Raw genomic sequence first — 12999 nt, 5'->3', positions numbered from 1 at the left:
ATATGATGTTAGGGAGTTCCTCTGACATCATATTTTTAAGAAAAAATGTAAGCGCTGACAAGAATGGGAGAACTAAGCTTTAAAAGAAACTGGTTGATAAACTAGCGGAGGAAACTACTATGAAGAAATATTTAAAATATCTTATGATCGGACTTGCTTTAGTGACATTGGCTGCCTGCCAATCGGTCAATAGCAGCAAGAATCATTTTGATAATAAGGTTGAAAAGACTGTTGCTTCTGGAAAATTAAAAGGACATAAAGATGCCAAGAATAAGGCTATCGAATGGCTGGGGATTCCTTACGCTAAAGCCCCCGTTAAAAAACTTCGGTGGAAGGCGCCACAAAAGGTTGAAGACTGGAAGGGAACCAGAGATGTCACTAAAGCTGGTAAACAAAGTATCCAATTTTCAAATGGTAAAGTTACAGGTTCGGAAGATGCCCTAAATTTGGATGTCGTACGACCAGATAATAATAAAAAGAAGCTTCCAGTCATTGTTTTTATCCACGGCGGAAATAATCAGACTGGCTCTGCTCAAGAAATAAAAGGAAATAGTTTTGTTAAAGATGTTGACGCTGTCTATGTCTCTGTCAATTATCGCCTTGGAGCTCTCGGTTTCAATCCCTTGCAGGCTCTGAAAACTGGCACGGCTGAGGAAAATTCCGGTAACTATAGCTTACTTGATATTGCAGCGGCCTTGGACTGGGTCAAGGAAAATGTTGAAACGTTTGGTGGCGATAAAAATAACATCACTCTGGCGGGCTTTTCTGCTGGCGGCCGCGATGTCATGGCGACTCTTATCTCCCCTCTCTTTAAAAATAAGTATGATAAGGCTATTTCCTTCAGTGGCGGTATGACTTTGGCAGATACGACCCCTAGTCAGGAAACCTTTGCCAAAGCAATTGCACCATTGGTTGTTGAAGATGGAGTAAAGACCAGCGAAGAAGAAGCACAAAGCTGGCTTCAGACTGATAGTCAAGATGTACGCAATTACCTCTACAAAGTTGATGCTAAACGCTTAGCAAAACTGATGGGAAATGCCGGTATTCGGATGTCTGTCTTTCCTCATCTCTATAAGGATGGTACCGTTATCCCTAAGGAAGGATTTGCTACTAAAACTTACAATGATGTGCCTTTGATGTTGGTAACCGGTACAGATGAATTCTCGATGTTTGCAGCCAGTGATCCTTACTTCCAAGAAGACTTTAAGAGCGGCAACCTTTTCAAAGATCCTGAAAAGACAGCCGAATTTACTTATGCTAAAAAGTACGGCGGTCAGCTCTACCGCATGTCTAATACCATCGATAGTACGCGACAAATGGATGGCAAGTATCAGTCAAATATTTATGTCGGCCAGATCTATTATGGTGATAATGCTGAGGTGACACCAGACTTGACCAAGACACTGGGTTCCTTCCATGGTATCTTTGAGCCCATGCTGCAAAAACCGTCTAATTATCAAGACTATATCGGTGACTATTTCCAAACCCAAGGGGGCAGGGATATGTCTCAAGCTTTCAAGACCTACCTCAAAGCCTTCTTAGCTGATGGAAATCCTAATCAAAAAGGGCTGGTTTCATGGAAACCATGGACTTCAGATGGAGAAGTTCTCACGATTGATGCAACAAAAGATAAGGCTGATATTAAAGCGACAAGAGATACCCAAACCGCCCAAGATGTGCTGAATCAAATGGATGCTGACACTAGCATTTCTCAAGAGTCAAAAGATTACCTTAACCACAATGTCCTCAATGGCCGCTGGTTCAGCCAACCGATTGACGAAAGATAGGCGAATAATATCTTGTAAAACAAATAGGCAGTGGCTCAGCGGAGCGGAAAGCCAAGCTCAAATGACTTTAATAAACACTTGCCAACATTAATATATCATTTAGCCTACTAGCTTTTAATAAGCCTGGTTAGCTATGGGTATTATAAAAATAATTCGTAGTGTTTTTTGGGGTGATAAGTATGAAATTTTTAAAATTTACTGCGCTTGCGATCATTGGTTTAGCCTTAGTCGCTTGTAGTCAACTGAAGAACTCTAGCGCTATAAAAGCCATTAATCCGCTCAAAGCTTCCAATTACCGAACCGTCATTACAACTGATGGTGAGGTCGACGATATGAACTCAATGATTCGTTATTTATATTATTCAAATGAGTTAGACCTTTCTGGAATTGTTTTAACAAGTTCAACTTACCATTATGCAGGAGACAAAGAAAAAGGGATTGAAGCATATCGATGGACAGGTACGGACTGGATTAATGATATGTTGAATGCTTATGATGAGATACAGCCAAATCTTAGAAAACACGCTAAGGGCTATCCAAAAGCGTCTGAATTAAAGAAAATAACTAAGATTGGCAATATAAAAAACAAAGGCGATATGAAGGAGGAGACTGAAGGTTCGCGCTTTCTTGAAAAACTATTCCTAGATAATTCTAATAAGCCGATCTATGTACAAACGTGGGGAGGAACTAACACAACGGCTCGAGCCCTTAAATCCATTGAAGAGACCTATAAGGATTCAAAAGATTGGAAAAATATTCAGCAAAAAGTCTATAATAAATTAGTTTTGTATATCATCCTTGATCAAGATGAGACCTATAAGGGGTATATTGCCAAAAATTGGCCGAAATTGATGGTCATAAATGACAGCTCTAATTTTTGGCATTTCGCCTACGCTTGGCAGACCCATAGTGAAGAATTGAATAAAACCTTGCATGGTGATTGGCAAAAAGAAAACCTCCTTCAAAACCACGGTCCGCTAATGGATTTATATGCTTCGATGGGGGATGGAAAAATGATAAACGGTGAGCTGGCTGAAGAACAGCGTGGTTCGAAAGATTACCTCGTGAATAATCCTAATTATAAACCGTATGATTTTATTTCAGAGGGCGACTCACCTTCATACTTCTATTTATTTAATAATGGCTTAGGAGATGTTGCACATCCAGAATACGGGGGATGGGGCGGTAGATTTTCAAAGAAAAACAAATCGCTTTACCAAAATACAGTTCTTGACTATAATCCCTATTCAAAACAATTTGAAGCTTCCTATACCTTGACTCGCTGGATTGATGATATTGAAAATGACTTTGCTACCCGTGTCGATTGGGGAACTGCTTCGAATTATTCAGATGCCAACCACGCTCCCAGAATTGCTATCAAGAACTACGATAAAAATGTAAAAGCTGGAGAAAAAGTAACTTTAACTGCAAAAGGTACAGATCCTGATAAGGATAAACTAACTTATAATTGGTGGAGGTATTTTGAAGCCGATAGCTATCAAGAATCCAGCGGAAAAAGCAAGGTCAAAAAGGTCGAAGCTGATGGTTTACAATTAGACTTGGTTCGACCTTTAGATGATGGAGACGTTGTTGATCCAGTTGAACTTTCTGGAAATCATACTAAGACCGTCTCGTTTACTATTCCAAAAGATGCTAAATCAGGTGATACCTTTCATATCATCGCTGAGGTACAGGATGATGGGGAGCATAATCTGAAGGCCTACAAGAGGATTATTCTTACCGTAGACTGAGGTTAAAAATAGTGAAATGGTAAATGTAGCAGCTGGATAATCATATCAAAAAGCTTGAGTTTCTAGATGTTAATAAGAACTCAAGCTTTTTTTCTGTTTTATACTAGTTAGGGGAATCAAAAAGAGATGGACAGGCTAACTGATTGCACAGCAATTATCTAAGTCGGTCTCATTCTCATATTCTAAGTACCAACAATTTGCCATGAGATTTTCAAAGAGGCTAGCTATTTTTTGCAGGATTGACCATGGCCGCTCCACTTTGTTGGTGCTTTTGCTGCTTGCGGTATTGACTGGGAGTTAGCTGATAATAACGCTTGAACTGGCGGTTAAAGTTAGAAAGGTTGTTAAAACCGACCTTGGTTGCAATCTCAAGAACAGACTGGCTGGAATTGATCAGCTCGTAGCAAGCCTTGCTGAGGCGAACCTGAATGATAAATTCGGTGCAGGATGTCCCAGTGTGCTTCTTGAAAACGGCCATGAAGTGGGTCTTGCTGTAGCCGATCATATCCGCTAAAAATTCGATAGACATGGGCTGTTCATAGTGCTGATTGATATAATCAACGAGCTCACGAATTTTTTCATTCTTGCGATAGGCATCATCAGTAACTTTACGAATGACGTAGCGATAATGAAAGAGCAGATAGAGAAACTCATTAATTTTAGCTTTGAGCAAAAGTTCAAAGTGACGGTGCTCTTCTTTGACAAGTTTAAAGATGGCAAAAAGGCAGCTCTGCAGTTCTTCGTAACCCGCCATGTTCGGCTTGATAATGGGAATAAACTTGTAATCACTATTTTGCAAGGGCTGCAGATAGTGCAGGCTGACTTGGTCAACGATGGAGTATCCGACTATATCCAGATGGCACTGAAAGGTATCGCTGACTTGGCGCTCATTGCCAATAGGGTGAATGGAGTGCATGCCATTAGGCCGGATAAGAACGATGTCACCAGGCTGGGTATCAAAATAATCGTAGTCGATATGGTATTGGGCGTGTCCCTCATAGATATAGCTAAGCTCCATTTCAGGATGCCAATGAAAGAGAGTATCCGGCCGGCCGTTCTCAATAATAGTATGATAGTAGTTGTAGGGGAGGAGATGATGGTTGAATTGGATCTCTTCTTTGAGCTCCTTTAGTGCTGTTTGTTTCATGGATTTTCTCCCGTAAATTCTTTCTTCTAGTTTAGCATATTTTCAGAGGATAGTATCATTTTTACCAAGGATAATGTCGGAAAAACCGTGCAATTAATTCTATACTATTATTTGTAAATTAATAGAAGAGTAGTAAGGAGTAATATTATGACAAAATCAGTATTTCCAGAAGGATTCCTTTGGGGTGGTGCCACAGCGGCTAACCAGTTTGAAGGGGCCTATGATGTTGATGGTAAGGGCTTGTCTGTCCAAGATGTGACCCCTCAAGGTGGGATTCCTGCTAAAGAAGGCGACCTTAATCCTTTGATCACTGATCAGCCAACCGAGAACAACCTTAAACTAAAAGGCATCGACTTTTACCATCGTTACAAAGAAGATATCGCTCTCTTCGCAGAGATGGGTTTCAAAACCTTTCGCTTATCTATCGCTTGGTCACGGATTTTCCCAAATGGCGATGAGACTGAGCCAAATGAAGCTGGTCTGCAGTTTTACGACGATGTTTTTGATGAGTTGGCCAAGTACGGTATTGAGCCCTTGGTAACCCTCTCTCACTATGAAACGCCTTTACACTTAGCACGTCAGTACAATGGCTGGGCTAACCGTGATTTGATCGGTTTCTATGAGCGCTACGTCCGCACGGTCTTCACTCGTTACAAAGATAAGGTCAAGTACTGGCTGACTTTCAATGAAGTCAATTCTGTCCTTCACGCGCCGTTTATGTCAGGCGGCATTGCCACACCAGTCGAAGAGCTCAGTAAACAGGATCTCTATCAAGCTGTCCACCATGAATTAGTAGCGTCAGCTTTAGCTACCAAGGTTGGCCATGAAATCAATCCAGACTTCAAGATTGGCTGCATGGTACTGGCTATGCCGGCCTATCCTATGACGTCAAATCCTTTGGATCAGTTGGCTGTTCGTGATTTTGAAAATCAAAATTATCTCTTCTCAGATATTCATGCGCGTGGAAAATATCCAAACTATATCAAACGCTTCTTTGAAGAAAATGATATTGAGATCCAGTTTGCACCAGGTGATGAAGAGATCCTTAAGAACACTGTGGACTTTATTTCCTTCTCTTATTACATGAGTGTTGCTCAAGCGCACGATCCTGAAAACTACAACTCAGGTCGTGGTAATATCATGGGCGGCGTTACTAACCCTTACTTGGAAGCTTCCGAATGGGGCTGGCAGATCGACCCGGTTGGTTTACGCCTAGTTCTCAATCATTGCTACGACCGCTATCAGTTGCCGCTCTTCATCGTTGAAAACGGTCTAGGGGCTAAGGATGTCTTAGTGGATGGCCCTAACGGACCAACTGTCGAGGATGACTACCGCATTGATTATTTGCAAAAGCATTTAGTTCAAGTTGGCGAAGCCATCAAAGACGGTGTCGAACTTCTTGGCTACACGACTTGGGGACCAATCGATTTGGTTTCAGCATCGACAGCCCAGCTCAGCAAGCGTTACGGCTTTATCTATGTCGATCGTAACGATGATGGCAGTGGTAGTCTAGCTCGATACAAGAAGAAATCATTTGACTGGTATAAAGAAGTTATCGCCAGCAATGGGGAGAGCTTGTATCAATAAGTCGTAGACTTACTTGGCTTCTAAATCAGTCTAAAAAGAGTGATGGAGTAGTAGCATAGTTGCGACTGCTCCTTTTATAACAATAGGAGCACAGTCGTATAACATTTCTTGTGTGTAAGAATTTAGGCGGTTAATAAAAAAAGACCTTGTATCATTTATAAATTTTCAGAAGAGACTATCAAGATTGCTCAAATGATTTCTTGAATCATAATCGGTGAGCCTATGATGAAGTAAGTGGAGGTAAGTTATGATTACAATCGGATTTATCGGCAATGGGAAGTCAACCAACCGTTACCATATACCTTTTGTGAAAAAGTCGGGTAAATTTAAAGTCAAGACTATTTGGGCGAGAACCTTACGAGATGAGTGGGAGCGTATTGAAGGGGTAACTTATACGGAGGAACTTTCTGACGTGCTCGATGATCCTGACATTGAACTTGTTGTGGTCACCACACCAATATCAGCCCATTATCAGTATGCTAAACTGGCTTTAGAGCATGATAAGCATGTTATCCTAGAGAAACCCTTTACCGAGAGCCTAGAACAAGCTGAGCGACTCTTTGAGCTGGCGCGTGAGAGAGGACTGCTCCTTCAAGGCTATCAAAATCGTCGCTTTGATTCAGATTTTTTGACAGTACAAAAGGTCATCCAGTCTGGAAAACTGGGAAAACTACAAGAGATGGAAATGCATTATGATTACTTTAGGCCCGAGGTTCCTGAATCAGTAGAGGAATTCTCTTTGGATACTAGCTTTCTTTACAATCATGCCTGTCATACACTGGATCAAGTCGTGTCCTACTTTGGTTCTCCTGATCGTATACACTATGATTTGCGCCAACTCTTAGGCAAAGGGCGGATGAATGACTATTTTGATATCGATTTAACTTATGGCGACTTGAAGGTCTCAGTCAAATCGAGCTATTTTCGCGTTAAACCCCGCCCTAGTTTTATTGTTTATGGTGATAGAGGGATGTTTGTTAAGGAGGGTAAGGACCGTCAGGAAGAGGATCTGAAGCATTTTTACATGCCGACAAACAGCGACTTTGGTTTGGATCGTCCTGAGGACTATGGCCGACTGACTTATCTGGATGATGTCGGTACTTATCACGAGGAAGCTGTTGTTTCTGAAAACGGTGACTATAGCCGTTACTATCAAGCTCTTTATGACACTCTGTCAAAGGGCAAGGCGCCGCTGGTGAAAGAAGAGCAGACTTTAACAGTTATGCAGATGCTGGAGGAGGGACTGGCCAGTTTGACAGACGATACCATCAGTTAATAAGTGATTGCTCATAATACAAAAGGCAGCAGCCGATTGTTCTTATTCTTTCGCCTTCGTGTGATAGTTCTAATCGAATTCACAGTGTAGGACTTGCCCCTTTACTGTGGATAGCTTTTATCGGTGTTTTCTGCATGATGGCTTTATGATCAATTTTTAATTATTCTATCTACTGGGAATTTAAGTAGATTAGTATCTTGATAATAATTGAACCCACCTACACTCCTGTGAAAAAATGCGCCTTCCTTGAATCTTTAGTGATTCATCGTCAGGTTCTCAATTTTTCTTTGGAGCGCTTAACAGCTTGTATCTTAGCATAGGAGATGATAATATGATGACAGAACTAGAAAAACTTAAGGCAGGTCAGGAATATTGCTACGATGATCCTGAGGTGAATGCTATAAAAGAAAGGGCTATCCTTTGGTGTCAGAGGTACAATGCGTTGGATCCCTTAGATACTGACTCGCAGCGAGAAATGCTGGAGGAAAATCTCGGAAGTATTGGTCAAAAAGTGTGGATAGCCAAGACTTTTAATTGTGATAATGGAAAAAATATCTATATCGGTGATAACTTTACAGGGAATTACAATCTCACAGTTCTGGATATTAGGGAAGTTTATATAGGGGATAACGTGATGATTGGACCAAATAGCCTCATTACGACAGTAGGGCACCCTCTGACTCCTATGGGACGGCGCAAGCATCTTGGTTTTGCAGAACCTGTCCATATCGGAAATGACGTCTGGATCGGTGGTAATGTCACCATCCTACCAGGAATCACAATCGGCAACAACGTCGTCGTAGCAGCAGGAGCAGTCGTGACGCATGATATTCCAGATAATACCTTGGTTGGCGGCGTACCAGCTAGAAAAATCAAAGACATCCCAAATGATGTTGAAGATATGGAAGAATAGAAAAATACCATCGCAGTATTATAGCACTGCGATGGTATTTTCTTGTCTCTCGAAAGAGGCTGGCTAAAAACTTGTCCAGAATTTCTGATTTGGAATAAACTCGTGGCGTATCTAATCCCATGAACGGTGTTCACCACATTTTCACTCCAAAAATGTCTTCTCCCGGACCTTTTGAACGGTGCCGAAAGGTACAGCAGCGTGAGGCATAGAGCCGACAGGTAAATGAAGCATAAAGCGATTAATCCCAAGTTTCTCAAACATCGTGATCATCTTTTGAGCAACATGCTCAGGATCACCAACAAACATAGCCCCATCAGTCCCAACAGCATCTAAATATTGTGCCTTAGTCATTTCACGCCAGTGCGAACGATCCCGTCCAATATTATCCACCGATACCTTTGTCGGGTAAAAATAATGTTCAATCGCCTCTTGGTTATCATCCTCAATCCAGCCCCAAGAATGGGAAGCTACCTTGAGCTGATGTTCCTGATAGCCTTGACGATGCCCAATCTCCTTATAAATCTTGATTAACTGACCAAAAGTCTTAGGATTACCACCAATAATGGCATAAGCGATCGGCAAACCTGCCTGCGCAATGCGGACGGTCGACTCTAAATTGCCACCCGTCGCTACCCAGATGGGAAGATTATCCTGAATAGCTCTAGGGTAGACAGGACGATCTTGAACAGACTGAGTCAAACGCCCCTGCCACTTAAGAACTGTATGGTCTCTAATAGCTTGCAGCATGTTTAATTTCTCATCAAACAGTTCTTCATAGTCCGCTAAATCATAGCCAAATAAAGGAAAACTTTCAACAAAGGAGCCACGTCCAACCATAATCTCAGCCCGTCCATTTGATATAGCATCCAATGTCGCATATTGTTGATAAACACGGACAGGATCATTAGAAGATAAGACTGTCACAGCTGGTGTTAAGCGAATATACTTGGTTTGCTTTGCCGCCGCAGCTAGGACTATCTCAGGAGCAGATACTGCAAAATCTTCTCGATGGTGCTCCCCTATTCCAAAAACATCCAGACCCACCTGATCCGCTAATTCAATTTCCGCCACCAACTGTCTAATGCGCTCAGCATGGCTGTAAGTTTCACCGGTTGATTCTAGTGGTGTTGTTTCACCAAATGTAGAAATACCTAGTTCAATCACCATAATAACCTCCTTTTTTATCACTATAATATCACTAACCAGTAATATTTGGCGTTTTTTTGCTCATAAAAAGAAGCAGTGAAAGCCATTTAGCCTATGAGGGGGGATTGGCTCCGCTATTTTTCAAGCCCAAAAACAATGAAAGATTATTACGCATCCTTCACAGGCATTCCCTTAGCAGGAGCGACCTTGCCAATCTTAGCCTTCTTTTGCCTTGCTATTTACGTTAATTATTTTAGGAATAGGTCATACCGGTATTCATTTGCAGCATGCTAATGAAAGTACTGTCATTATCACTAATTGATTTTAAGCAGCTCAATGCAATCGCTGCTTTTTATATACCAGAATAGCCTCGATAAACGCCCTCTTTTCGTTGACTGCTATCTTGTCCAGCAAGGAAAAATAATAAAAGGATACCCATAAATATCCAGTTTAGATTATCGATTACTTTTAAAATTTGTTAAGTTTAAAAAATTTGATATAATAGTTCGATGTTTAGGAGGATTAAAAGTTATTATGAACAAAAATTATTTATTTAACCGTCAAGCCTTTGCCAAAGCCAAGGGACATGACAGCAAACGTAAATCATCTAAAGGTCTAGTGGCAGGAATTGTCCTGGCAGGAGCTCTCCTTGTGTTAGGAGCTGGTCAAACAGCTTCAGCCGATCAAGCTTCTGCGGCTGAGGACCAAGCTGCAGCGACAGCCAATCTCGATACTGATCAAAGTACAGAAGAACAGCAGGCTGTGTCTGAGGTGGACAATGAGGCTGATAAGGTTGACGAGGCTGCTCAAGCTAATGAGCAACCTGCAGATGTTGCAGATCAAGAAGTCCCTTCTGAATCCATTCAAACGGCTTCCTACGATGAAGAAGACGATGATGATGAGAATGATGAGGAGGAGGAAGATACAGAAATCGAATCATCTGAAAATATCGCCGACAACCAAGAATCTGATGATGATGAAGACGAAGACGATGATGAGAAAAAGTCAAATATCACTTTTAGCGATGCTGGTGCGACCTCTTCATCATCACGTGTAGCTATTGATGGGAAAACGGTCACTATTTCTGCAGCTGGTACATACACATTGACTGGTTCTGCCGATGGGTACCATATTGCAGTCGCTGACGGTACAAAGGGCAAGGTCAAACTGAAACTCAAAGCCGTTAATTTGACGGAATCTACTATCTCTTCTGCAGGAGATTTAGCCATCAAGGTTTCAGCGGACAGCTCTCTGTCATCGTCTGAAGCCACGATTGAAGCGGGTGGAGCACTCTTCATTACTGGTAAGAAAAAAAGTACCCTGACGCTGACCAGTACTGGGTCACATGCTATTAAGGCGAGGGGCCTCAAAGCTAAAGAAGTTAATCTAAATCTTAATTCAGCTGCGAAAGACGGTATTAATGCTCAAACAGAGGTGACTATCAAAGAGTCCAATATCACTATCACAGCTGGTGATGATGGTATTCAGGTCAGCGATGATACCGATGTCAATGCCGGTGATCTCAAAATCAAAGATTCAACCGTGAATATCACAGCCGCAAGTAAAGGCATCACAGTTAATGACCAAGTAACTGTTAAAGGCTCCACGACTATGACCATTAAGTCTGATTCCGAAGGAATTGAAGGACGTCACATCGAGCTGAAAAAGGGGAATATCACCATTGATTCTGGTGATGATGTGATCAATGCTACTGAGTGGACAGCCAAGGATGATGCGGACCTTTCTCAGCTGACCAACAGCCCATCTGATATTAAAAATGAGGTTGCTATCATCCTCTCTGGCGCTAATATAGACGGAATTGGCTATGATGATGGTGTCGACTCCAATGGCAATCTGACTGTAACCGGCGGTAACCTTAAGATTCAGTCTAAGACTGACTACAGCTCAGCCTTAGATTATGATGGTATCGGTCTGGCTTCCGGTGGAACCATCTGGGGAATCGGCCATATGGGCTTTGCTCAAGGATTCTCAACTGGGACCAAACAAGCTTATATTATCGGTATCGTCTCAGGCTTAGTTGGTGATACTATTACTATTACAGACGAGAAGGGACGTGTGGTGGCCGAAACTAAGGCTGGTGTTGATTTTGATAATGTTGTCTATTCAAGCAAAGACCTCAAGGAAGGAAAGACTTATACTATCACAACAGCTGATGGGCATCCGGCAAAGGTAAAAGCCACTAAGGAAACAACCCCTCATCCGGAAACTCGTCGTCACATTCCCAAAGACACTGTGCCGCTTTTGCCAAATGGGCACCATCCGGCCTTCCCTGGGAACGGAACACCTCCAGAAGAAAATCACTAATGCCTTTGGAGCTGCTATAGATACGGGAATCAAAAAAACACTGGTATTTTACAATATCAGTCAGCTAAGGTATTAAAGTAAAGGAAACTATTCCAAAGTGTTGATTTTTCGACATAAAATGGAATAGTTTTTAGTTTGGGTTATTTTTGAGCGCACTAAAGAAGATTTTTATCCTTCAATTATGGTACCCTATCTATAAGTGAAGACAATCGCTGTTTGAGTCTCTATCTTCCCTAAAAATCCTCGAGCGAATCGGCTAATAAATAAATACTTGGCAATGAATGTTTTCAGTTGCAAGGCGGATAAAGCAGAACTCAACAGAAATGCTGTGCGTACAGGATTGTGATAGTTCGTGTTAGGGGTTTATAGAGTGGGTATAACAGAACAAACAAATTTTAATTTGTGGAGGTGTAAGATGGCTATCAGATTTGAAGAAGGGATAAATAAAGACCATGCTTTGCTTTTATGTGAGTGGTCTAACAAAGAGGGAAAGGACTTCCAAGAGCAATGGATGGGACCGCAGATTTCTTATCCACTGAGTTATGGCAAAATACAAGAATTAGAAAATATATTTTCAATCTTTAACAATGATGAATTTATAGGTGTGATACAGAAAGTAGAGATTAAAAAGGATAATGTACACATAGGGAGATTTGTATTAGACCCCCGAAAAACAGGAATGGGGCTTGGAAAAGAAGCACTGAACAGATTTGTGAATTTAATTTTTGAGGATGAAAATATAAAAAGTATCACCTTAACTGTTTTTGATTTCAATCAAAATGCCAAGAAGCTTTATGTCAAACTTGGATTCAGAATCGATGAAGTATTCGAAACACCAAAACTCAAATATACTATGAAGTGCGAGAGAAAGGTTGGGCAATGAGGCTGATAGATGAATTATTCATAAAATATAGGTTAGCGGAGGAAACTCTCTTGCCCTACGGATTTCAAAAAAAGAGGAGATTCGTATTTTTTGCCCAGCCTCTATAAAAAGGACAAGCATTGGATGGCAATAATCATGGATGATACGCTGACTGATAAGGAGATTATGGCTTTAGTGGATATTA

Annotated in this window: 9 protein-coding genes; 7 read left to right on the top strand and 2 right to left on the bottom strand. The window is 41.4% G+C overall.

What is annotated here, in order from left to right:
- Positions 1-119: 119 nt before the first annotated feature.
- Positions 120-1787, top strand: a complete 1668-nt coding sequence (locus tag ACVR1G_RS01200; protein ID WP_447451396.1) for a carboxylesterase family protein — start codon at positions 120-122, stop codon at positions 1785-1787.
- 179 nt (positions 1788-1966) lie between these two features.
- Positions 1967-3538 (top strand): DUF1593 domain-containing protein, encoded by a 1572-nt coding sequence (locus ACVR1G_RS01195; protein ID WP_447451395.1) that lies wholly within the window; start codon positions 1967-1969, stop codon positions 3536-3538.
- Positions 3539-3758: 220 nt separating this feature from the next.
- Here the strand turns inward: ACVR1G_RS01195 and ACVR1G_RS01190 are convergent, their stop codons facing one another.
- On the bottom strand, positions 3759-4685 hold the full coding sequence (locus ACVR1G_RS01190) for a helix-turn-helix domain-containing protein (protein ID WP_447451394.1): 927 nt from the start codon (positions 4683-4685) through the stop codon (positions 3759-3761).
- Between the two features lie 147 nt (positions 4686-4832).
- On the opposite strand from ACVR1G_RS01190, the gene ACVR1G_RS01185 reads away from it, so the two are divergent.
- The 3 genes from ACVR1G_RS01185 (at position 4833) to ACVR1G_RS01175 (ending at position 8461) form a co-directional block, all read left to right on the top strand.
- A complete protein-coding gene (locus ACVR1G_RS01185) occupies positions 4833-6272 on the top strand; it encodes a glycoside hydrolase family 1 protein (RefSeq protein WP_447451393.1) in 1440 nt (479 codons plus the stop codon).
- A 247-nt stretch (positions 6273-6519) separates the two neighbouring features.
- A complete protein-coding gene (locus tag ACVR1G_RS01180; protein WP_447451392.1) occupies positions 6520-7548 on the top strand; it encodes a Gfo/Idh/MocA family oxidoreductase in 1029 nt (342 codons plus the stop codon).
- Positions 7549-7882: 334 nt separating this feature from the next.
- Positions 7883-8461 (top strand): sugar O-acetyltransferase, encoded by a 579-nt coding sequence (locus ACVR1G_RS01175; protein WP_447451454.1) that lies wholly within the window; start codon positions 7883-7885, stop codon positions 8459-8461.
- 141 nt (positions 8462-8602) lie between these two features.
- On the opposite strand, the gene ACVR1G_RS01170 is transcribed toward ACVR1G_RS01175, so the two are convergent.
- Complete coding sequence (locus tag ACVR1G_RS01170) at positions 8603-9625, bottom strand: LLM class flavin-dependent oxidoreductase (RefSeq protein ID WP_447451453.1); 1023 nt, start codon at positions 9623-9625, stop codon at positions 8603-8605.
- Between the two features lie 516 nt (positions 9626-10141).
- On the opposite strand from ACVR1G_RS01170, the gene ACVR1G_RS01165 reads away from it, so the two are divergent.
- Both ACVR1G_RS01165 and ACVR1G_RS01160 read left to right on the top strand, forming a co-directional pair.
- A complete protein-coding gene (locus tag ACVR1G_RS01165) occupies positions 10142-11932 on the top strand; it encodes a carbohydrate-binding domain-containing protein (RefSeq protein WP_447451391.1) in 1791 nt (596 codons plus the stop codon).
- A gap of 415 nt (positions 11933-12347) precedes the next feature.
- Positions 12348-12815, top strand: a complete 468-nt coding sequence (locus ACVR1G_RS01160) for a GNAT family N-acetyltransferase (protein WP_447451390.1) — start codon at positions 12348-12350, stop codon at positions 12813-12815.
- Positions 12816-12999: the final 184 nt, after the last annotated feature.

The organism is Streptococcus dentasini, from assembly GCF_053206945.1.
This window is presented reverse-complemented; position numbering and strand designations above follow the sequence as displayed.